The sequence below is a fragment of the Flavobacterium rhizosphaerae genome, assembly GCF_046000445.1.
Classification (GTDB): domain Bacteria; phylum Bacteroidota; class Bacteroidia; order Flavobacteriales; family Flavobacteriaceae; genus Flavobacterium; species Flavobacterium rhizosphaerae.
The window spans coordinates 137,107-160,403 of the sequence record NZ_JBELPZ010000002.1; the positions used below are offsets into that span (position 1 = coordinate 137,107).

22 protein-coding genes are annotated in these 23,297 nt (G+C 37.9%); 7 read left to right on the forward strand and 15 right to left on the reverse strand.

Translation table 11 applies throughout. From position 1 onward, the window contains the following. Positions 1–23 precede the first annotated feature (23 nt). From ABS766_RS03060 to ABS766_RS03075, 4 genes are all read right to left on the reverse strand, one after another. Positions 24–926, reverse strand: a complete 903-nt coding sequence (locus ABS766_RS03060; protein WP_408083642.1) for a 1,4-dihydroxy-2-naphthoate polyprenyltransferase — start codon at positions 924–926, stop codon at positions 24–26. Positions 927–999: 73 nt separating this feature from the next. Continuing rightward, the gene (locus ABS766_RS03065; protein WP_408083643.1) at positions 1,000–2,502 is read right to left on the reverse strand and encodes a PH domain-containing protein; all 1,503 of its coding nucleotides are present in this window, start codon (positions 2,500–2,502) and stop codon (positions 1,000–1,002) included. Next, a complete protein-coding gene (locus ABS766_RS03070; protein ID WP_408083644.1) occupies positions 2,492–3,076 on the reverse strand; it encodes a PH domain-containing protein in 585 nt (194 codons plus the stop codon). The genes ABS766_RS03065 and ABS766_RS03070 overlap by 11 nt, the downstream gene beginning before the upstream one ends. A gap of 66 nt (positions 3,077–3,142) precedes the next feature. Beyond that, positions 3,143–3,985: a 1,4-dihydroxy-2-naphthoyl-CoA synthase gene (locus ABS766_RS03075; RefSeq protein WP_408083645.1), complete on the reverse strand. Its 843-nt coding sequence runs from the start codon at positions 3,983–3,985 to the stop codon at positions 3,143–3,145. Positions 3,986–4,269: 284 nt separating this feature from the next. On the opposite strand from ABS766_RS03075, the gene ABS766_RS03080 reads away from it, so the two are divergent. After that, positions 4,270–5,376 carry a serine hydrolase domain-containing protein gene (locus ABS766_RS03080; RefSeq protein WP_408083647.1) on the forward strand — a complete coding sequence of 369 codons (1,107 nt, stop codon included), beginning with the start codon at positions 4,270–4,272 and terminating at the stop codon, positions 5,374–5,376. Positions 5,377–5,410: 34 nt separating this feature from the next. Next, entirely contained in the window at positions 5,411–6,187 is a 777-nt protein-coding gene (locus ABS766_RS03085; RefSeq protein ID WP_408083648.1) for a hypothetical protein, read from the forward strand. A gap of 207 nt (positions 6,188–6,394) precedes the next feature. Here ABS766_RS03085 and ABS766_RS03090 read toward each other — a convergent pair whose 3' ends face one another. Next, positions 6,395–7,225 carry a CvfB family protein gene (locus ABS766_RS03090; RefSeq protein ID WP_408083649.1) on the reverse strand — a complete coding sequence of 277 codons (831 nt, stop codon included), beginning with the start codon at positions 7,223–7,225 and terminating at the stop codon, positions 6,395–6,397. 98 nt (positions 7,226–7,323) lie between these two features. Between ABS766_RS03090 and ABS766_RS03095 the strand changes: the two genes are divergently transcribed. Then, on the forward strand, positions 7,324–8,406 hold the full coding sequence (locus ABS766_RS03095; RefSeq protein ID WP_408083650.1) for a serine hydrolase domain-containing protein: 1,083 nt from the start codon (positions 7,324–7,326) through the stop codon (positions 8,404–8,406). Here the strand turns inward: ABS766_RS03095 and menD are convergent. Both menD and ABS766_RS03105 read right to left on the reverse strand, forming a co-directional pair. Then, positions 8,403–10,058, reverse strand: a complete 1,656-nt coding sequence (gene menD / locus ABS766_RS03100) for a 2-succinyl-5-enolpyruvyl-6-hydroxy-3-cyclohexene-1-carboxylic-acid synthase (protein WP_408083651.1) — start codon at positions 10,056–10,058, stop codon at positions 8,403–8,405. The two genes, ABS766_RS03095 and menD, sit on opposite strands and share 4 nt — an antisense overlap. A gap of 43 nt (positions 10,059–10,101) precedes the next feature. Continuing rightward, entirely contained in the window at positions 10,102–10,698 is a 597-nt protein-coding gene (locus ABS766_RS03105) for a glutathione peroxidase (protein WP_408083652.1), read from the reverse strand. 88 nt (positions 10,699–10,786) lie between these two features. Here ABS766_RS03105 and ABS766_RS03110 point away from each other — a divergent pair, with 88 nt between their 5' ends. After that, positions 10,787–11,107 carry a potassium channel family protein gene (locus ABS766_RS03110; protein WP_408083653.1) on the forward strand — a complete coding sequence of 107 codons (321 nt, stop codon included), beginning with the start codon at positions 10,787–10,789 and terminating at the stop codon, positions 11,105–11,107. Here ABS766_RS03110 and ccsA read toward each other — a convergent pair whose 3' ends face one another. Then, positions 11,108–14,269, reverse strand: coding sequence for a cytochrome c biogenesis protein CcsA (gene ccsA / locus ABS766_RS03115; protein ID WP_408083654.1), 3,162 nt, complete (start codon positions 14,267–14,269; stop codon positions 11,108–11,110). 200 nt (positions 14,270–14,469) lie between these two features. Between ccsA and ABS766_RS03120 the strand changes: the two genes are divergently transcribed. Both ABS766_RS03120 and ABS766_RS03125 read left to right on the forward strand, forming a co-directional pair. Then, positions 14,470–15,048, forward strand: coding sequence for a hypothetical protein (locus ABS766_RS03120; protein ID WP_408083655.1), 579 nt, complete (start codon positions 14,470–14,472; stop codon positions 15,046–15,048). Between the two features lie 8 nt (positions 15,049–15,056). Then, positions 15,057–16,988, forward strand: a complete 1,932-nt coding sequence (locus ABS766_RS03125; RefSeq protein ID WP_408083656.1) for a M1 family metallopeptidase — start codon at positions 15,057–15,059, stop codon at positions 16,986–16,988. A 30-nt stretch (positions 16,989–17,018) separates the two neighbouring features. On the opposite strand, the gene ABS766_RS03130 is transcribed toward ABS766_RS03125, so the two are convergent. After that, on the reverse strand, positions 17,019–18,155 hold the full coding sequence (locus tag ABS766_RS03130) for a cysteine desulfurase family protein (protein ID WP_408083657.1): 1,137 nt from the start codon (positions 18,153–18,155) through the stop codon (positions 17,019–17,021). A 106-nt stretch (positions 18,156–18,261) separates the two neighbouring features. Between ABS766_RS03130 and ABS766_RS03135 the strand changes: the two genes are divergently transcribed. Beyond that, the gene (locus ABS766_RS03135; RefSeq protein ID WP_408083658.1) at positions 18,262–19,206 is read left to right on the forward strand and encodes a hypothetical protein; all 945 of its coding nucleotides are present in this window, start codon (positions 18,262–18,264) and stop codon (positions 19,204–19,206) included. A gap of 4 nt (positions 19,207–19,210) precedes the next feature. Here the strand turns inward: ABS766_RS03135 and ABS766_RS03140 are convergent, their stop codons facing one another. The 6 genes from ABS766_RS03140 to ABS766_RS03165 form a co-directional block, all read right to left on the reverse strand. Further along, a complete protein-coding gene (locus ABS766_RS03140) occupies positions 19,211–19,786 on the reverse strand; it encodes a DNA mismatch repair protein MutS (protein ID WP_408083659.1) in 576 nt (191 codons plus the stop codon). Next, entirely contained in the window at positions 19,758–19,949 is a 192-nt protein-coding gene (locus tag ABS766_RS03145; protein WP_408083660.1) for a hypothetical protein, read from the reverse strand. The genes ABS766_RS03140 and ABS766_RS03145 overlap by 29 nt, the downstream gene beginning before the upstream one ends. A gap of 51 nt (positions 19,950–20,000) precedes the next feature. Further along, complete coding sequence (locus tag ABS766_RS03150; protein WP_408083661.1) at positions 20,001–20,456, reverse strand: hypothetical protein; 456 nt, start codon at positions 20,454–20,456, stop codon at positions 20,001–20,003. A gap of 30 nt (positions 20,457–20,486) precedes the next feature. Then, the gene (rocD, locus tag ABS766_RS03155; RefSeq protein ID WP_408083662.1) at positions 20,487–21,728 is read right to left on the reverse strand and encodes an ornithine--oxo-acid transaminase; all 1,242 of its coding nucleotides are present in this window, start codon (positions 21,726–21,728) and stop codon (positions 20,487–20,489) included. Between the two features lie 128 nt (positions 21,729–21,856). Continuing rightward, complete coding sequence (locus tag ABS766_RS03160) at positions 21,857–22,807, reverse strand: helix-turn-helix transcriptional regulator (RefSeq protein ID WP_408083663.1); 951 nt, start codon at positions 22,805–22,807, stop codon at positions 21,857–21,859. A 65-nt stretch (positions 22,808–22,872) separates the two neighbouring features. Further along, positions 22,873–23,289, reverse strand: a complete 417-nt coding sequence (locus ABS766_RS03165) for an OsmC family peroxiredoxin (RefSeq protein ID WP_408083664.1) — start codon at positions 23,287–23,289, stop codon at positions 22,873–22,875. Positions 23,290–23,297: the final 8 nt, after the last annotated feature.

Consider the following 23,297-nt stretch of genomic DNA (forward strand, 5'->3'; position numbering starts at 1 on the left):
TATTTAAAGTTGTTTATTTATTGTTATAATTGAAATGAAATACAAAGCAGTACCGAAAGTAAAAATGTGCTTAATGCTACCTTTTTAAGTTCTGGGTCCAGTTCGCGTGGTATTGTATTATTAGCAACTGTTTTCAGGTGCATTATAAACGGTATGTACGCAAGTAAAAATAAATATTGTACAGCCTCAAACCGGCTCAACACTGCAAAAGTAAGCGTAAGGCATAAAGCAAGTATAATAACTGTAAAATGATATATCTTGGCCGCTTTTGCCCCTAATTTTACTACAAGTGTATTTTTACCACTCATAGCATCGCTCACCTGGTCCCTCATGTTGTTAAGGTTAAGCACAGCTACACTTAGTAGCCCTATAGCAGCAGCAGGTAGTATTACAAGGCGGTCTAGCTGTTTGGTAAAAAGAAAATAGCAGCCAATAACACTTAGCAGCCCAAAAAAGATAAATACAAACAGGTCGCCCAACCCACGGTAGCCATAAGCATTACTCCCCACGGTATATTTAATAGCTGCCCCAATAGCTGCCAAACCTAATAAAAAGAACAGCACTGAATAACCAAAATTTTCACGCCCAAATGAAAGATATATCAGTATTACTGCAGCAATTAGGGTAAGGACCGATGTTATTATAATGCCCTTTCTCATGGCAGCAATAGTAATGGCGCCTTTTTGTATGGCGCGCTGCGGACCTATCCGGTGCTCATTATCTGTACCTTTAACACCATCGCCATAATCGTTCGCAAAATTTGACAATACCTGTAATCCCAAAGTGGTTACCAATGCCAGTGAAAGTATGCCCCAATTAATATACCCCTGAGAAAAGGCATAAAAACTACCTACTAAAATCCCGGAAACTGATAGCGGCAAAGTGCGTAAACGTGCAGCTTCCAACCATGCTTTTGCATTAGACATCTTGTAATTATTTTAAATCTGAGTACTAAATTCTAAATTATCGGCTCAACAAAGTTATACATCACGGAAAAAATTACATCCAGTTTTTATCCGTTGTTTCTACCTGATAGAGCCAGAAATTTGTAAGCTTTTTAAGCTGTGTAAAATTAGCCAATCCAAAATTAACATTCCCCCCGGCAGTATATATTTTTACAGTACCTACATTACTGCTTTTTTGCCAGAAATATTGCGTGAGCTTAATGGCTTGTATTTTGTGAGGGGCTATAAAATCATTTTCTACATCCCAGGCACCGTGTTGCATAATGATAAAATCAGGCGATATAAATAATCGGTTATGACGAAAACCAAAATATATAAGTATGCCTATAAACACAACATAAAAAGGAATGAGTATTAGAAATGGCGCAACATCGGTAACGAGCCTGGTATAAGCATAAAATAGAGCTACCGGAATAATTATCAACCTGAAAATATTTAATATAACCTTTCTTATATTAGGCACCACAGTAAAGCCCCTCTCGGGCATTTTTTCCAGTAAAAACTGCATCAGTATATTTTTTTCCTGCTCATTTACACCAGGAATTTCCATTGCCATCTTTCTGCGTTCACGGCTTTGCTCCAAATCGGCTGCCTGGCGTATTTTTATATCGTTTATATTAAACTTTTTCTGAAAAAAATTCCGCCCTACGCTCACTATCTGTACTTTTTCCGGCCGTATAATGGTGTTACGGGTAGCGATGAGCCCATGAGAAAGCAACAGGGCATTGTGTTGCTTTGTAACCGTAAAGTTATAATAACGCACCATCGTACGCACCAGGTTAACCAAAAGCGTAAGCACCAGTATAACAAAAATGATAGAAAATATAAAGCGCAGTAAAAAGACCTTGTTAAAATATTCGTTTATAAAAGCAGCATCAGTATCAGAATAAGTAAGGTAATCATCAACATACTGTGAGGTAGATATAAAAAAGGCAAGCAATAACCCAAAACTGCGTACATAGTTACTAGTTATACCGGTTTTTAAAAGGCTTACCGGGCTTACCCGTATAAAAGGCCTTTGTTTTTTTTGCTCATGCTCTACCCTGTCTGCATAATCAGCTTCTTCATAATGGGGAGTAAAACCTTCCTCCAGCAGGCGCTCTTTAAGTACAAGCGCATATTTTTGGGTTATGGCTTTTATGGTAACTTCGGTTTTTGCGCTTCCTGCTGTATCAATTTCAAGCGCATGCACACTAAGAATGCGCTGCAACAGGCTTTGGTTAAGGTTTACCTGCTGTATTTTATTTAGTGGTATTGCAATACGGGTTTTGCTTAAAATGCCTTTATGTACTACAAACTCTTCATTATCCTCATCTACAAAAAAAGTAAAATTACGATAACGCAAATACCCTACTATAAGCGCCAACAAAAGCACAACAGCCCCAAGTATTAAGTAATAGGTTTTGTTTTTGTCGTTAAAAAGCGAAATAATCAATATAGGAAAAAGCGCCCTTATACTGCTTTGCAGAGAATCAGCAAAAAGTATAAAAATACCCAATAAAGACTGCCGTTGTGGTTTACTAAAATCACTCTGCATAGCCTTTGTCAGGGTTTATTTCAATAATTTCCTCTCCGGTAGATTTTTCGGTAACTTCCTCGGCCTTTTGTTCAACCTTGCCGGTTAGTAATTTTTTGATCGCAGTAGCATGTTGTTTTTCAAGCCCGGGTATTTTAATATCGCCTCCAACCCCACCGGCAGTATAAATTTCTACCGTTGCCAGCCCAAACCACCGTGATAAAAGCCCCTCATGCTGTGCCACATGCTGTATGCGTGTATATGGAATTACCGTATTTGTAATGGCTATGGCGCCACTTTGGTAAATAACGTCATGGGTACGAAATGCAAAGCCTTTATTTTTAAAACTAATAACCTGAACTAGTAAAACAATCAGCATTATAACCAGGTAACTTAGAGTAACAGGCAGCCAATATAGCCTTATTTCTTCAATAAAATAAAATGCCGCTGCTGCTGCAATATCTATTATAACAAACCAAAAGGCTATATTGATATAAATTATCCTGAGATAAGAAAAATGTAATGGCGTGAGTGCGACATCTTCATACCGGGGCAGGTTTAACGTATCTATAGTCTCATTGCTGAAGTTTTCCATTTTAAAGTTTCAGGTTTCGGGTTCAAGTTGCAAGTATAGCCTTAAAATTGAAACCCGAAATAAAAATTATGGTATCCATTTAATATCTCTAAAGTTAGGTTTTCTTTTTTCGAGAAAAGCATCCCGGCCTTCTTTGGCTTCTTCGGTCATATAAGTAAGGCGTGTAGCTTCGCCCGCAAATACCTGTTGCCCTACCATTCCATCATCAGTAAGGTTAAAAGCAAACTTTAGCATTTTTATAGATGTCGGCGATTTATCGAGTATTTCCTGCGCCCATTGGTAGGCAGTATCTTCAAGCTCATCATGTTGTATTACCGCATTTACCATACCCATCTCATAGGCATCCTGTGCAGAATAATTACGGCCTAAAAAGAAAATTTCCCGTGCACGCTTTTGTCCCACCATCTTTGCCAGATAAGCCGACCCGTACCCTCCGTCAAAACTGGTAACATCGGCATCGGTTTGTTTAAAAATCGCATGTTCTTTACTGGCAAGGGTAAGGTCGCACACCACATGCAGGCTGTGCCCACCCCCTACTGCCCAACCGGGTACTACGGCAATAACTACTTTTGGCATAAAACGGATAAGGCGCTGCACTTCAAGTATATTAAGCCTGTGATATCCGTCTTCACCAACATACCCCTGCTGTCCGCGGGCTTTTTGGTCGCCGCCGCTGCAAAAAGAATACACACCGTCTTTACTTGAGGGCCCTTCTGCCGAAAGCAATACAACACCAATAGAAGTATCTTCGCGGGCATCTAAAAAAGCATCATAAAGCTCTGATGTGGTTTTCGGGCGAAAGGCATTGCGCACATCAGGCCTGTTAAAAGCTATCCGGGCAACACCGTTACATTTTTTATAGGTTATATCTTCGTACTGCTTTACAGTGGTCCAGTTAATTGTATCCATCTCAAAAATTAAATTATTTAAGCGTAAAAATAAGCCTTTTTGCCTTTTCTGCCTTTAAATTATAGCATCAAAAACAAAAATGGCTGCTATTCAAAATATTATGCATATTTTAGGCAAATTAGTAGTGTTATAAATGTTAAACCCCAATATATATTACCATTATTAACTTAGTGTTTGGTTATATTTGCGTTTTATATGCCTATAGAATGAAGATTTTAAAATACGTTTGCTGGTTATTTATCACAGGATTTCTCTTAATTTCCTGCAAGAAAGAAGAAAAATTAATGGCTCATGCACAAGTTGCACCTGCAAAAGTTATAGATACCATTCCTCACATAACCCCTTTAGACATTAAATTAAAACCGCTCTCAAAATCATATAAAGACTCCCTTACTACTGAAATTAAAGATTTTTATAATGACTTATGGCCTAAGCAAACCCTTAATGGTGGATTTTTAGTAGCCAAAAACGGGCAGGTATTATATGAGAGCTATACCGGTTATGCCGATTTTAAAACTAAAACCAAAATTAATGAACATACGGCCATAAACCTGGCATCGGTTAGTAAAGTACTCACTGCCTCTGTAATATTAAAGTTAATTGACCGTGGCAAATTGGAACTGGACCAAAAGGTTAACACAATACTTACCAATTTCCCTTATGAGGATATTACCATAAAAATGCTGTTGAACCACCGCAGTGGCCTACCCAATTATGCTTATTTTAGCGACCATGACGAAATATGGGACCGCACAAAAATGATGACTAACCAGGATGTGCTGGATTTAATGGTTAAACATAAATTTGACCTGTATTTTAAGCCTGATAAAAAATTTAGCTACTGCAATACCAATTATGCTATACTGGCGCTGGTTATTGAAAAACTGACTTATATGGATTACCCCACGGCGATGAAAAAAATTATTTTTGAGCCACTGGGCATGAATGATACTTTTGTTTTTGATTACAATAAAGACAAAGACAATGTAACCCGTTCTTACAAAGGAGATAAGTCAATTTTTAAATTTGATTTTCTGGATAATATATATGGTGATAAAAATATATATTCTACGCCACGCGACCTGCTGAAGTTTGACCTTGCCACATACTCCGACCATTTTCTAAATCCGGATCTTGTGAAGCAGGTTTTTCAGGGATATAGTTATGAACACCGTGGCGAAAAGAACTATGGCTTGGGCATACGCATGCACGAGTGGAAAAATGGTAAAAAACTATTTTACCATAATGGCTGGTGGCACGGCAACACTACATCATACGTTACCCTAAAAAAAGATACGGTTACACTTATAGCACTCAGCAATAAATTTTCTTATAAGCCTTATAAAATATATAAGCTAAGTACAAAATTTGGTGATTATCCTATTAAGTAAATTGTTATATTTACCTATACCGATATAACCAATAATGAAAAATATTTACTTGCTTTGCCTTCTGACTTTTTGTGCTTCTTATGCGCAGGATGATAAAGAGTTTCTTAACCGGTTTTTGCTTGAAGAACTTTTAAAGCCTGAGAATAAAGTTGATGAATATTCCCATTACGATTTCTCTTCGATTTGGCTTAAAACTGAGAACCATAATATATTAGGTGTTATTGGTAATGATAACCAGCGTTTACAGATAAAACTGGTCTCAGTTTCTAAAAACAACGAAAATCATAAGAAATATACTGTTACCGGAAAATCAAAAGTTAAAGGTGTAATTTGCAATTTTAGCGGTGAAATTATTATAAGAGATATTTACGAAACAAAAAGTCTGAATTACGGCGTTGATAGTATCTGCTATGGTACAGGCATAAAAACACAGGGGCTTTTGGTAGCAGAATACAATTTTAAGGAAAATACAAGCCAAAAGAATAGCGGCATTTTTAAGGGCACACTCTATACTAAATGGCATATTGATAAAACCAATATATTAAAATATAATGATATACAATCTGTTGCAGATGGATATTTAAACAATGCCTATATTGGAGTATGGGAGAGTTATGCGACCGGCAATGCAAAAAAATGCAACTGGGCAGATTACCGTATACCTATTCCTAACGAAGACTTTGACATAGGTGCTGGGGAGTTTTCGCCAAGTGAAAAATATTACGACAAAGGCTGGAGCCAATACCAGCAAGCATGGCTTTACGGTGATGAAAAAGCGAAAAAAGACGAATTGGATATTTGGTGGAAATAATATCTATACAATCTTAACTCTTGCCCTATTGGGGAAACTTAGACCAAGTTATTATTAAAAGCTCAGTTGATCTTTATCATACTGAAGAGAAAGACTGTATAAATGCTAGTTATGTCAGGGCTTATTTGTTCCGAGCTGTCAGATAAATCATTCAGATTTTATGAGCATCAATTTATTTTCAAAAACAATACAAAACTAATTTGTTCATTACTCTACAAGGTAAATACCTTCTTCTTTAATTTCTATCAGCCTTTGTTTGTATAATGAACCAATAGCTTTCTTAAACGCTTTCTTACTCATTTTCAGTACTGTTTTAATATCTTCAGGGTGGCTGTTGTCATTAAGGCGTAAAAATCCGCGGCTTGCCTTTAATTCTTCCAATATCCTTTCAGCATTAGGCTCTATGGCTTCAACACCCGGTTTTTGTAGGGTAACATCAATCTTATTATCCGGACGAATAGCCTTAATGTACCCTGTCAATCGCTCGCCGAGCCTGGGGTCGTCAAAAACTTTATTTTTATAAACCAGACCTTCATGCTTACCATTGATAATAACATTTATACCAAGTTCGGTAAAGCGGGAAACAATAACTTCTACTTCATCCCCCTCTGTAACAGTGAGGTTTTCATTATCCAGAAAACGGCTAAATTTACTGGACCCCACCAGTCTATTTGATTGTTCATCCAGATACATATATATTAAATACCATTTGCCCTGCTCCATAGGGCGCGCCTGCTCGCGATAGGGCACAAAAAGATCCTTTTCTAAGCCCCAGTCCATAAATGCTCCAAACTTATTAATGTAATTTACCCGTAAAAGGGCAAAATCGTTCAACCGTATATATGGCTCAAGCGTAGTGGCCACCGGACGCTCCTCCTGGTCAAGGTAAACAAAAACAGTAATTTCATCACCGGTCTTATATCCGTCAGGCACATATTTAGTGGGTAAAAGCACATCATTTTCGCCATCTGTAAGATATAAACCTACTGTGGTACTGCGGGCTACAGTAAGTGTGTTATGTTGTCCTGTTTCAATCATAGTTATCAAAATTGCAAGGGGTAAAAATACAATAATTAAACCAGTAGCAGTAAAATAATCTTAAGGGGAAATTAGTTATATTAACAAAAAATTTTAGGATGAATACTTTTTTAAGGTTGTGCCTTTTAATAATCTCACTACACACAACAGCCCAGGATATAAAAACCTATGCTGACAGCTTGCGTAAAGCAGCAGATATACCCGAACTGGCATATGCCGTGGTTTCATCAGATACAATTTATGAATTAAAAACCATAGGGTATAAAAGATCTGATATACAAAACAATACTACAAAAGCAGCGATAGATGATTATTTCCATTTAGGATCAAACACAAAGGCTATTACGGGGTTAATTGCAGGTTATCTTGTTGAGAAGGATAAAATAAAATGGGATACAAAATTTTACAGCCTTTTTCCTGAAATGAAAAAGGAGAGTAACCCTGCATACACTAATATTACATTAGCCGATCTATTATCACACAGGGCTAAAGTACAACCTTACACCAGCGGTGAAGAATTTAACCTGCTTCCTGAATTTTCAGGAAGCAAAGCGCAACAACGCAGCCTTTTTGTTAAATACCTCTTACAACAGCAACCCATACAAAGCAATAAATTATTTGATTATTCAAACGGAGTATATAGTGCTGCCGCTTTAATGCTGGAAAAGGTATCAGGAAAAACTTGGGAGGAACTGGTTGACGAAATACTTAACCAAAAACTGAAACTACGCTATTATATTGGCTGGCCTAATCAAAAAGATCTCTCACAACCCTGGGGCCACCTGATAGAAGACGGAAACATAATGGCTCTGCCGTCGGATCATCCTTATAAATTAAATTATATTGAACCTGCAGGAGACATATCTATGCCCATAACCGATTATGCCCAGCTCATAAGGCTTAACCTTGAGGGATTGAGGGGTAAAGATAATTTTTTAAAGTCGCAAACTTACAACTACCTTCATTACGGGCTTAGTAAATATGCAATAGGATGGGCAAATACAACTGACAATAATGAGCAGCTTAGCGAGCACAGTGGCTCGGCGGGAACATTTTTTTGCTATACATTAATAGATAAAAAACGTAACCGGGCATACATAATAATAGCTAATAGTGCCACACCACAGGCACAAAAAGCAATTTTTATATTACGGGATAAACTGATTGAAAAATATAATTAAACCAAGTGCTTAAAGTATTCTTTCAGTATAAGGTCGTTTTCCCTCATAGGGGTAAAAACTTCCAATATTTTCGGTTGCACATTATCAGTAAAAAATGTGTCTAACTGCGCTTTCAGTTCATGTTCATTATGTGCGGTACAATAACCAAATCCAAATGTTTTAGCAAGGTACTCTGCGGTAAGGTTGTGCTCTGTTTCAAAATACTTATTGAAAAGAGGTGTTTCTTTATGCCCCGGAAGAATCCGGAAGATACCCCCGCCCCCATTATTAATAAGTATAACTTTAAAGTTTTTAGGGATATAATTGTTCCACAAACCATTGCTGTCATAAAAAAAGCTCACATCACCCGTGATGAGTGTTGTAAGTTTTCCTGAAGCAAATGCCGCCCCCACTGCCGTAGAGGTACAGCCATCTATGCCGCTGGTACCACGGTTGCAAAACACTTCAATAGAGGGCTTAATATCAAAAAGCTGTGCATAGCGCACTGCCGAACTATTGCCTACCTGCAATTGCGAACCGTGTGGTAATGCCGGTAATATTAATTCAAAAACTTTTAAATCAGAAAATGGCACACTTGCCAGGTAGCTGTCATGCTGTTGCTTACGGCGCTCTTTTATTCGCAACGCATTTTGCTGATAATTACTTTCCCTCACACTGGTTTTTAAAAACAGCTGTGTGAAAAAATTATTTTGTGTGGTTTTAATATGGGCCGTAAGGGCATCATAGGTATCGTAAGCCCTAAAAGGGTCTACATGCCAGTGTTCGGCAGGTTTGTAGTTTCGCAACCAGGCTTTAATCCGTTTGCTAACTACCATGCCGCCAAAAGTAAGCAGTATATCGGGCTGCCAGTTTCTAAAGTCTTCTTCTGTAAAAGATGTTATTATAACATCTATACTGTTCAGGAAATTTTCATGGTGCAGGTTGCTCGTTGTTTCTGTCATTACCACTACCGATGGGTCTGCGGCAAGCTTTTCAACAACAGCCGCATCAATCTCATTGGGGTAATCAACTCCAACCAGCACTAACTTTTTTGATGCTTTATTCCATTTTTCGGCAAATTCAGGGTTTAACTCAAAAGGTATTTCGTTTTTTGCAACATCAGCTATAGTTATTTCAATACCGGGCGTTGGTACTGTATTATATAGCGGTTCCTCAAATGGGGCATTAATATGTACAGGCCCTTTTTGCCACGTAGCTGTATCAATAGCTTTAATTATTTCTAAATTATTTTCTTCAGAAGGATCTTCTAAAAGGTTAGCGCTGTATAAAATATGGTTAGCATACACATTTTCCTGGCGGATGGTTTGTCCGTCGCCAATATCAATTTTATCATGAGGCCTGTCAGCAGAAATTACAATAATCGGGATCTGGCTGTAAAATGCCTCGGCAATGGCAGGGTAATAATTAAGCAAAGCCGAACCGGAAGTACACACTACCGCTACTGGTTTGCGTAATTGCTGTGCCATGCCCATAGCAAAAAAAGCCGCACAACGCTCATCAGCAATACTATAACAATTAAAAGCAGGGTTAGAGCCAAAACCAATTGTAAGCGGTGCATTTCGCGAACCCGGAGATATTACAATATCAGTAACTCCTTTTAGCCTGCAAAGTTCAATAATACTTTGGGCTAAAGGTATTTGTGGATAGATCATTCTGAAAAATTAAAATAATGCAGGTTGTAACCTGCAATGACATTTACGATTTAACCCAGTTAACAATTACCGGATCTGTAGGTAATGTTTTAGGGTCAACTACTTTTACCAGTTCTCCCTGTTCGTTAATCAGGTATTTCTGAAAGTTCCATTGCACTTCGCTATCCTCAAGGCCATTATGGCTTTTTTGTGTCAAAAATTTATAAATAGGTGCCATATCATCACCTTTTACAGATATTTTAGACATCATAGGGAAAGATACGCCATAGTTTTGCTGGCAAAACTCTGCAATTTCCTTATTGGTTCCAGGTTCCTGGCTGGCAAAATTATTGGCAGGGAAACCTACAATAACCAAGCCTTTATCTTTATACTGTTCATACAGTGCCTCAAGATCTTTATATTGAGGGGTAAGGCCACATTTAGAAGCGGTATTTACTATAATCACTTTTTTACCTTTAAGCGATGCAAAATCAAACTCATCGCCATAAAGATCCTGTACTTTAAACTGGTATATATTTTCTTTAGTCATAGGTATAGTTTTTTCGGCTGCAGCAATTTCAGCAGATTCAGGTGTGCTTTCATTTTGTTTGCAACTTAGCAACGCCACGGCTGCAAACACTGTAAATACTACTTTTTTCATGATTAAATATTTGATATAAAATTACGTAAAAAAAGCTATCAGCCTATCAATTTTCATATATTTAAGGTTATTTAAAACCTAAACCATCATGCATTTTTTCAGGACAATACTCAGCTTTCTTAAAAACGAAGAATACCGTGACTTGCTTTTTACTACTGTTACTGTAATAGTAATTGGCACAGTTGCCTATCATTATATTGAGGGCTGGAGGTTTATTGATGCGCTTTACTTTTCGGTAGTTACCCTTACTACAATAGGTTTTGGCGACCTCTCTCCTAAAACCGATACAGGTAAACTGTTTACCATTTTTTATATCGTTATTGGCATTGGGGTGATACTACAGTTTATCAATACACTGCAAAACCACTATGCCCAATCACGCCCTTATCGCAAACGTAAAAATAACTAGTTATTTTTTAAGGTATTTACGGTATTTAAAGTTAGCAGCTATACCCAGTACTATTACACCAAACGCCATATAAAAAAACTGCATGGGGGTACGCACCTCACCGCTGGCATAAGAGTGCAGTCCGGTAAGGTAAAAGTTTACCCCAAAATAAGTCATAAGTACAGAAAAATAAGCAAAAACGCTAACCAGGTTATATATCCATGTGCCCCTTAATGAGGGCACCAAACGCATATGTATTACAAAGGCATATACCATTATACTTGTTAATGCCCAGGTCTCTTTAGGATCCCAGCCCCAGTAGCGGCCCCAGCTTTCATTAGCCCATTGTCCGCCTAAAAAGTTACCAATGGTTAGCATTACCAAACCAACAGTAAGTGCCATTTCATTAATATAAGTAAGTTCCTTTATATTAAGCTCCATTTTTAAACGGTTATCCTTGTTGGTAAAAATCATCAGCAATAAAGCAACCAGGCCTAATATCATGCCTAAAGTAAATGGCCCATAACTGGCTACAATAACCGCTACGTGAATCATCAGCCAATAGGAATTAAGTACCGGTACAAGGTTGGCAATTTCAGGATCTGTCCAGTTGCCTTGTGCCACCATTAGTACAATTGAAGCCACAAAAGCAGTTGAGGCTACTGTAAGCATAGATTTTCTGCCCAGGATAAGTCCAAAAAGTGTAGTAGCCCAAGCTACATAAATAACCGATTCATACGCATTACTCCACGGTGCATGGCCAGATATATACCAGCGTGCAATAAGGCCGAGGGTGTGCAATACAAATAAAAACCACACACAGAAATATAATATATTTACTACTTTTTTAATCCAGCTACGGTTATTAAATATGGTAATAATAACAAAAACTATCATTAAAATACCGGCCAGTGCATAGTATGAATACAGCCTTTTAAAAATATCATATTTATTATATAATATTTCGGCATTTACCTTGTCTTCACTGGGCATAATATCGCCCCCATATTTTTTCTGGTAGGCTGATAAGCCTTCCAGAAAACTATTGGGTAGCGTATAATTATTACTCTGTGTAGCTTCGGCTAACGACTGAAAATAAGCCGGTATCACATTACGGATAGTATCAAGCCCTTTAATGTTATCTGTTACAGCCTCAGGATAACTTACCCATTTATTGTTTTCGTCGCCGGGAACAGGCAATACGCGCAATATTTGCCCTGACAATGCCCAGTTTAGCAGATTAAGGCGTTTATCTATATCTATAAAATCTTTTTGAAACTTGTTTGGCGTACCCGCCTTATATGCATCATTCAGGTATGGGTTCAGTTTATAATTACCCTTGCTATCAAAAAAATCAGACATGGCGGCATATTTAGCCTCTTTAGACAAGCCGGCTATTACCCGAATACTGTCATTGCCCCTTTCCATATCCAATATTGGCACATCATACCAAAGCTGATCCATTAAAGCCATTGACAAAAACACCTGGTCGGCATTAAGGCCGTTGTAGGTATCACTTTTACTTACTTTTCTCAAAAGCTCTGATGAAAATGTATTGGCAGGCTTCATCCTGCCGCCAAAATCCTGTATAATGATATGCCCAAATTTTTCGGCGTGCTCTTCACTTACCTTATACTTTTGAATAATAGAGTCAAGTTGTTTTTCCGATAGCTTTTGGTGGTTATGCTGTGTCTGAGTCTGAGCATTCATATTCATACCCATACCGATAAACAGGAATAATAAAATAACGCTCAGCGATTCTTTTTTAGCCTTTACTTTATTAAGTTTACGAACAAGGTCGCCAAAACGGGAGTTTTTATCAAAAAGTATGGCTAATAATTCAGTATAGAGTAAAAAATAACCTATGTATGAAAGCCAGGTTCCAGCCTGGTCGTGGTTGACCGAAAGTACTGTGCCCTGTTCGTCATCATCAAAAGACGACTGAAAAAAGCGGTAGCCACGGTAATCCAATATATGGTTCATATAAATACTATCCATCCGGTTTACATTGTTCTGTTCGTCTATCAGCATTATTTTACTTTTAAATGATGAATAGCTTTTTTCTGTACCCGGATATTTGTCTGCAATAAAATCATTTAACTTTATGGCAAAAGGCAGTTCATATACTTTGCTGCCATAAAATAATGTATACTCCAGGCTGCCCTGTTTAAATGATACAGGTTCTCCCATTTTACCCATATTCCCTAATACGGTAACATCTTTACTTTGGCCCTCATTGGTTACAGTAACCGTTAATGCTGCATCTTTTTTAGTTTTAAAATCACTATCGGCCTCATATTCTATCTTGCCCTTTATAGCCGGGTCAGGAATTACAAACATGGCACCCCCCACCCTGTATAGCGAACGCATCATTAATGGCTGTACACTGTCCTTTGCCACAGTACCCTGAAGTTGATCTGCCATGCGCATAAACGTACCTTCAAAAGGGGTTGAAATCGTATAATCATCTCCTTTAACCGATATGTTTACCGCCCCGGGTGTGGGCTGGTTAAGTGCAAAAAGTATATTATTTATGCTCTGCACACTCCCCCCTTTTAAAAAATGATCATGGCGAGTACCCATAGACTGTTCTACCAGTTTAAGGTATAGTTCTCCATTTGCATTTTCTTTTATAACTTCTGTTGCTCCCTGTTTATAATCCTTAAACGCAACATCAAAAGGTATATCACTGAATTTGTCTGAAATATCAAAATAATTGCTGGCTAAAAAAGGAACCTCTTTGCTGGTAAACAGCAATGGTTTTTCAAATACTTTACGTCGCATTTGCCCTTGGTGTTCGCCATCAACAAACACGGTTATAAATTTTTTATCCGAGTAAAAACGGCTTTCGGTAGCCCCTTCCCGTATGGGCATCCTGCCTTCAAAACTAATATAGCGGGTTACAAAAGCCCCTATTATTATAAATATAAAAGAAAGGTGAAGTAACAATGTTGCCCATTTTTCTTTTTTATGCAGCTTGTAGCGTTTTATATTACCAAAAAAGTTGACAAAAAACAATAACATAATGGCCTCAAACCACCAGGCGTTGTATATAAATACACGCGCTGTTTCGGTGTTATACGCATCTTCAATAAAAGTACCAATACCCATTGCCAGAGCAAAAACTACAAAAAGCATGGCCATTAAACGGGTGGAGAAAAGAAAGGATATTATTTTATGCATGGCATAGAAAAATCTGTGATAAAGTGTGGCAAAAGTACTTCATAAACTTCTAAAAATAATATTTATCCATTAAAAATATCTCTCAAAAAGCCATAACACTTTTAACCTTAAGAAATTCGGACTTAAAAAACTCAGGCACTATTTATTTTTAATTTAGCGGAATGTATTTATATTTGTAATTCTAATCAATTATCTATAAAATGAAAAAAATTCTATTGGCAGCACTTGTATTTGCATATACTGCTGCTTTTTCTCAAACAAGTGCTACTACAAATGACGGAAAAAAAGTAATTTTGAATAATGATGGCACATGGATGTATGCCGATTGCGCAGAATTGCTGAAAACAGAAAACATCCGGGGGCAAAATATGACATCAGCCAAAGAAAAGGTTGTAGTTGCTAATGGTGCCGGTGGCCTTAGTATAGATTTAATAAAAGGGTCTTCTGCAGTTATGATAAACTTTAGCCCGGCAGACAGGGAAGTTATTTGCGTTGGTACTAAAGCCCCAATGAATGTAGAATTTACCGATGGTACAAAAATAACCGTGACACATATGGGCAAATTAAATTGTGAGGGCAATTTCTCGCTTTTTTTAGGGGAAAGTGTAGGCACAGACAAAGAGCTCGAATTATTTAAAACAAAAACAATAAAAAAAATAAGCATAGAATATTCTAAATCAGAAAATGGTTCTTTGGTAAATTACAGCCGTGATTCTGATTTTACAGCAGATAAAGCAGAGAAGATGAGGAATATTATAAAATGCCTATCTAATATTTAATTTTTCAAATGAGATTTTACAGTAAACTGATTACCCTTATCTTTTGCGGATATTTTTTTAATACCAATGCACAGGATGTTAACCCCAATAACCAGAATAAGTTTGATGATATAGGCTACCGCCGCAGCAGTGTTTATCGTTCTGCATCAGGTGTACCGGGACCGGAATACTGGCAAAACAGGGCCGATTATGTTATAGAGGCAGAGCTTGATGATACTAACAATACTGTTACAGGAAAGCTCACCATGACCTATTATAATAACAGCCCCGAAACGCTGGATTACATTTGGATGTATGTGGAGCAAAACCGTTTTACAGAAGATTCCAGGGGTACCCTTACCACACCTATAGAAGGTAACCGTTATAGTGGCGACACAAATGGTGGTATCACTATAAGTAATGTTTCTGCAAAAACAAAAGGAACCCCATCTTCAAAACACCTTATTTCTGACACACGCATGCAGGTATTTTTTAACCAGCCTGTAAAAGCAAAAGGGGGAAAAGCTACTGTAAGTATGAACTTTACTTTTAAGATACCCATAGCAGGTATGGACCGTATGGGCCAGCTTGAAACCAATAAGGGTATTATCTACTCTATAGCACAATGGTATCCGCGTGTTGCCGTTTTTGATGATGTTGTTGGCTGGAATACAGAACCTTATCTTGGCGCAGGTGAATTTTATCTTGAATACGGTGATTTTGATTATAAGGTAACTGTACCTTATGACCATATTGTTGTTGGGTCAGGCGAGCTTGTTAATGCAAAAGAAGTACTTACAAAAACACAGCAGCAACGTTTGGAACAGGCCGAAAACAGTGATAAAACCGTATTTATAGTTAACCCGCAGGAAGCGGGTAATAAAACCATAACAAGGCCTGTACAATCGGGTAAATTAACGTGGCATTTTAAAATGAAGAATACACGCGATGTAGCCTTTGCCTCTTCAAAATCATTCATTTGGGATGCTGCACGTATTAACCTTCCGCAAGGTAAAAAAGCGCTGGCACAATCGGTTTATCCTAACGAAGATGAAGGCGATAGCGCGTGGGGCCGTAGTACGGAATATACCAAAACATCTATTGAGCATTATTCTGAAATGTGGTATCCCTACCCCTATTCCAATGCAGTAAATGTGGCCTCTAACGTGGGCGGTATGGAATATCCGGGGCTTTCGTTTTGTGGGGCACCGAGTGCGGGTATGGAACTTTGGGAGGTAACTGACCATGAATTTGGCCATAACTGGTTCCCAATGATAGTAGGTTCTAATGAGCGCCGTTATGCCTGGATGGATGAAGGCTTTAACACCTTTATAAATTACTACAGTTCTGCAGCATTTAATAACGGCGAATATAAAGGCGATATTTCTATGGCCCGCAAGCAGGTGCGCTGGTTCCGCTCACCATACAGGGAAAGTATTGCTACTTATCCTGATGTGGCACAATCGCGCAACCTTGGCTTTACCGCTTATTATAAACCTGCCGATGGCCTTATAATGTTGCGTGAATATATACTGGGACATGAAAGGTTTGATAATGCCTTTAGGGCATATATAAAAACCTGGGCATTTAAACACCCACAGCCTTCTGATTTTTATAATTGTATGGAAAATGTAGCAGGAGAAAACCTTAACTGGTTCTGGAGGGGATGGTTTATTAATAATGATAATATAGACCTTGGTATTAGCGGCGTGCGCGAAACAGACGGGGCATCCATCATTACGTTTACAAATAAAGGTGAAATACCAATGCCAGTAGTATTTAAAATTACCTATGCCGATAATTCAACCGAAGAAAAAAGACTTCCTGTAGAAGTATGGCAACGCAGTAACGAGTGGGATTATCTTGTATCTTCGGCCAAAGAGATAAAATCAGTTACTATAGACCCGGGCAATTTTATTCCGGATATTAACCTTGCAGATAATTACTGGTCAAAAGAATAACAAAAGGGAGGCGAAAAATGCCTCCCTTTTTTATACCGTTTTAAGTGCTGCAATTAATAAATCAATATCCTCTTTAGTATTATAATGGCTAAAAGAAATGCGCAATGAAGGTTTTTTAACTTCATTCTCTGGTAAAATTTCCTTTAGTACATGAGAAGGCTTTATACTTCCGGACTGGCATGCGCTGCCTCTTGATATCGCTACTCCTTTCATATCAAGGTGAAACAATATCATTTGTGTCTTTTCTTTCACTAAAGGTAATTGTATGTTTGCAATGTTATAAAACACTTCATCTTCCCTGCCATAAATTTCCCCATTTACTTTATATCCCGGGAAATGGATATTTAACTGTTCTAAAAGATACTTTTTAATTTCAGTTATATACCCCTGCTCTTGTGTCAGGTTTTTATAAGAAACAGTAAGCGCTGTTGCCATACCTCCAACCTGGTGCACAGCCTCGGTACCTGCGCGCAGGCCTTTTTCCTGTTCGCCACCCAAAAGCATAGCCCCTGCACTAAGCCCCTTTTTGATGTAGAGAAAACCCACTCCTTTCGGCCCATGAAATTTATGTGCGCTTGCAACTAAAAAGTCTACCGGTAATTGCTTTACATCCAAAACAAATTTACCAACCGATTGTACCGTATCAGAATGGAAATAAGCATTATATTTTTTACATAACCCACCTACTACATTTAGGTTTAAAACCGTACCTGTTTCGTTATTAACATGCATCAGGCTTACAAGTGTAGGGGTAGTATCTGCCAGTAATTCTTCAAGATGCCCAATATCAATATAACCGCCCGGTAGCAGATTTACATATACTACTTCAATACCCTGGCTTTTTGTTTCTGCAATAGTATTTAAAACCGAATGGTGTTCTATACGGCTACTAATAATACGCTTTACTTTTAATTTTTTTACTGCATTATATAATACCCAGTTATTAGCCTCGGTACCACCCGATGTAAAAATTATTTCGCGCGCTTCGGCATTAATCATAGAAGCAATAGCTTTACGCGATGCTTCCAGCACTACTTTTGCAGATCGGCCAAAGCTGTGAGTTGATGATGGGTTACCATATGTTTGAGATAAAATACGTGTTATTTCTTCGGTAACTTCAGGGCGAAGTGCTGTGGTAGATGCATTATCTAGGTAAACCATTTTCATACCCGCAAAATTACATAAAATTAGTTTTGTGAGCCATACACGCTATTAGATGAAATTACGTTATAACAAAACACTAAAAAACAGTATTTTTGTACAAAATCTATTTATGAAAAAGATATTTTGCCTTTTAGCCGCATTTGCCCTGTTTACCGGATGCGATGACGGAGATATGACTTTTAAAACATTTGACTTTGAAGATGCCAATGTAGAAGTATGTGGTGATAATACCTTATATAAAGTAAACGGTACTGAAGTCTTAATATTAAACTTAAACCCCTCTTACTTACAAAATGCTGAAAGTGAGCCTGAACAGTTTAGCACTGATGCTATAACATACCGCAATTACAGTGGTACAGGTGCCGGGAACACACTCTGCAGCGAGGTACCCAGTGCTAACCCTACTGTTATAGACGAGTGGAATGGTGAAGGTACTATAAGTATAGAAACCAATGCGGTGCTTGATGTTGAAACCGGCTTGCTGGCAGGCTATGACCATAAAATAATTTTAGTAGATGTAAGCTTTAACAAAGGTGACGAAGTTATAAGAATACTTGATAGTGATTTTGGTACCATACGTACCACATTAGGCTTTACTTTTAATTTTGAATTTGATGAGGAAGACGGAAATCAGCCGGAGACCTGTGACGATAGTAATATTTTATACAAAACAGATGCTAATGCAGCATTACTATTTGAGTTTGGAGCCGCTGCTTTCCCTAATTCAACAGGCGAAATTATCATAGATCTTAGCAATGATACTGATGATAACACATTACAATTAAATGTATATAACGGCAGCCCGGGGTTAGCTAATATATGTGACAATTATGCTTTAACGCCACAGCTGATAGAAAAGTGGACAGCCACTGAGGGCACTATTAAAATTAATACCACGTACAATACCGACACCGGATATTATGACCACAGTATTTATTTTGATGATGTGAAATTCACCAATGCCGCAAATGAGGATGAATCATTTTTTATAAGTGATTTAGACGACTTTGATGAAACAACAGGTTATAATTTCGGGATTTATAACACCCAGTAATTAATTATCTTTCAGGGTTTTGTTTTATATACACCTCTGTGGCGCCAAGGCCGTATTTTTGGTAATCGGCATCCTGTATAACAATGCCTTCATAACGGCCAAATAAAAAATCGAGTTCAGCTTTTAATATGCCTTCGCCCACGCCGTGTATAAAAACTACTTTAGGCATACGGTTGAGCATGGCAAATTCTAACTGGCGCTTGGCTGTTTCTGTCTGTAGTGTTAGTATGTCATAATTACTCATCCCTCTTTTATTCGGCACAAGCTTTTCAATATGCAGGTCTACCTCCAATACAAAACCCTCCTTTTTGGCACGTTTTTCTTTCGTAAAAGAGCGTTTTTTAGGTTCCTCTTTTTCCTTTAATACAGCGCTTATACTTTTATTCATAAAAAGAGCCCGCATATCAGTATCTGCAGCAATAGCAACAAGTTCGTTTTCGCCAAATTCAAGTTCAAAACCTTCAATGGTTTCAACTATAACCTTGTTCCCTTTATATCCCTTAACACTACCGTTAAAAGAATCATCAAGGGCTGCTACCTTATCTCCTTTATTAAATTTCTTCATCACGGCCTTCTTCATGGTCATTATGCTTGCTCGGTACTTTCGACATTAACCGCATTAATCCCAACATAAATGCTACAATGGCAATAACCATAATAAGCATATTGGGTTTAGCAAGAGATTGCTCATACAGCGCTAAAAAAGCAGCAGCAAACATTAATACTATATAAATTGTTTTCATAAAAAAAAGCCCGGGGAAAAAGCGCCCGGGCCATATTAAATTTATTTTTTATTACATAGATGCGGCAACACCTGCAATTATTATTAACAATGAAATGGCATATATTGCAAGTACAATAATCATTAGTATACCTACAAATTTATAATGTGATTTAAGGTTGCTAAATGATTCTTCTAAACGCTCACTGTTACTTTCAGCCAGGGCTTTCTTTGCTTTAATAGCAAATAAATAAAGATACCTCACCGGAAAAAAGTATAACAACGCAACTATTAAAAGGTATACACCCATTATTGCGCCGGCACCAGCTCCCATTGCTCCCATACCGCTATTCATAAGAACACCTGCACCGGTGGTAAACATTACTAAAGCAAATAATATAAAAATGCCTAAAAAAACAAATCCAATAATAGCCAGGAACCTTGCCCACTTGGCTATTTCAGCTAAAAAAGCTTTTGCACCTTCTGTAAGTTGGAGTTCAAATGATTCGAAAGCAGAATTGTCTTCCATAATAATTTAGTTTATTTAGTGATTAATTGATTATTCAAACTCTTTTAAAGTGCTTATAATTATTTCAACACAATCCAGCAACTGTTCCTTTGTTATTACAAGCGGTGGTGCAAAACGTATAATATTACCGTGAGTTGGCTTGGCTAAAAGTCCTTTTTTACTTAAGGCAACACAAATATTCCAGGCAGTATCGCTGTCTTCGGTGTCATTAATTACAACAGCATTAAGCAACCCCTTACCCCTAACCTTTGCAGCAATAGTACTCTGCTTAATATATTCATTTAACTCACTGCGAAAAATTTCACCAAGAGCCTCTGCATTCTCTGCAAGCGCTTCTTCTTTAACTACTTCAAGCGCGGCGATGGCTACAGCTGCAGCTATGGGATTACCCCCAAAGGTAGAGCCGTGTTGGCCTGGCTGTATTACATCCATAACTTCATCATTGGCTAAAACCGCCGAAACAGGATACGCTCCCCCTGATAGCGCCTTGCCCAGGATAAGGATATCAGGTTTTACATTTTCATGTTGTACAGCCAGTAATTTACCTGTGCGCGCTACACCGGTTTGTACCTCATCTGCAATAAAAAGCACGCCATGTTCTTTACAAAGTTCTTTAGCCTTGCTAAGGTAACCATCGGCAGGTACATATACACCGGCTTCACCCTGTATAGGTTCTACTAAAAAACCGGCAATATTTTTTTCTTTTTTCAGCACTGTTTCAAGTGCAGCGATATCATCATAAGGTATTTTTACAAATCCGGGAGTGTAAGGCCCAAAATTTTTACGGGCAGTTTCATCGTTAGAAAAAGATATAACTGTTGTAGTACGGCCATGAAAATTATTTTCGCAAACAATAATTTTTGCTTCATTTTCATGCATCCTCTTCCGTTCATAAGCCCATTTACGGCATATTTTAATAGCTGTTTCAACTGCTTCTGCCCCAGTATTCATGGGTAATACCTTATCAAAACCAAAATATTTGGTTACAAACTCCTCATATTTACCCAACTGGTCATTATAAAATGCACGCGAGGTAAGCGTAAGGGTTTGTGCCTGGTTTACCATGGCATCAATAATTTTAGGATGGCAATGTCCTTGATTTACAGCAGAATAAGCTGAAAGAAAATCATAATATTTTTTCCCTTCAGCATCCCATACATGTACCCCTTTACCTTTGCTTAGTACAACAGGCAGTGGGTGATAGTTATGGGCTCCATATTTATTTTCTAATACAATAGCTTCTTGCGAGCTTAATTTCTCTAATACCGGCATTTTGAAATTTTGATTTTTAAATTCTTAAAAACAGTAATTCCTTCTTTATGGAGAGAAATCATCCTTAAGGCTGCAAATTAATAAAAATAAAATTATTTCAGGAAGATTTGGACCGTCTTAATACTTACTTATACTTTTACCTTCACTAAAATCTCTCCTAAAAGTTCAACAATCCTGTCTTTAAGTTTTTGAGGTTCTATTATCTTGGCATAATCTGCAAAGCTAAGGTACCAGCGTGCCAGCCCCTCCTCTAGCGACTGGGTTAGGAAAGTCATTTCAACCCCATCATTGGTTATGGTTTCTGACACAAAACCATAAAAATGCCGCCTTGACTGTATATACGGCACAACGGACTTATCAAAGCAGATTACCGCCTTTTGCAATGCCGGTAATGCCTTCTCCTGCTGCTGTGCTTCATATTCTTGTAAAGAAACACGTTCCTGTTGTGAAATATCGGTTTTAGCAAGGCTGATAATCCTGTCTAAACGAAACTGGCGGTAAGTTTCCCTTAAATGGCAATAGGCAATAGTATACCAGTTATCATTTTCATGAAAAACACCAATGGGTTCTATGAGGCGGCTTGTAACCTCATCATTACCAAAAGTTTTGTACTCTATATCAACAGCCTTTTTATCAGAGATAGCCTTTAGGAGTACATTAAGGTAGTTTTCCGGCTTATTATTATTTGTTTTACTGTTTTTTATTAATATATGGCTATCAAGTTTTTCAACCAGATCTTTTTCATTGCTTCGTAATACTGCTTTTACCTTAAACATGGCCGAAGCAAATTGCTCCCTTGTAGCGGCATCGGTAAATTTTTCCATCAGCTTTTCGGCAGCCACAAAGGCGGTAGCCTCTTCCGGGGTAAACATAACCGGGGGCAAGCGATAACCATCTACCAGCATATAACCTAACCCTGCCTCTCCATAAATAGGTACACCGGCTTCTTCCAGCGAGCGAATGTCACGGTAAACTGTGCGCAGGCTTATATCAAAGCGTTGGGCAAGATCTTGTGCCTTTACTACTTTTTTAGACTGTAGCTGTATTAATATAGCGGTTATACGGTCAAAACGGTTCATGTCTTTTTTTCAAATATAAAAAAAGCCCCTAAAAAGAGGCTTTAAAAGTTTTATAATACAAAAAATTAATTTTGCACTAGTGTAGCATTGCTGGATATTTGTGTATTTAGCAACTTTGAAACAGGGCAGTTTTGCTCTGCTTTGGTAACCAGTTGCTGAAAATGCTGTGTTTCGATATCATCAATCCTAGCTATAACGGAAAGATGGGAACCTGCAATACTGCCATTCTGAAAATTAACATCGCATTTAGTTTCTATAGAGGCAACAGTGTAACCTGCCTCATTTATGTAGGCCGTTAGCTGCATTGTAAAACAGCCGGCATGAGCCGCAGCAATCAACTCTTCGGGGTTAGTGCTTGTTCCTTCTTCAAAACGTGTTTTATAGCTGTATTGGGTATTGTTAAGCACATTACTCTCAGTACTTATTTTGCCATCCCCTTCTTTTAATGATCCTGCCCATACGGCAGTGGCATTTCTTTTCATAATAGTAA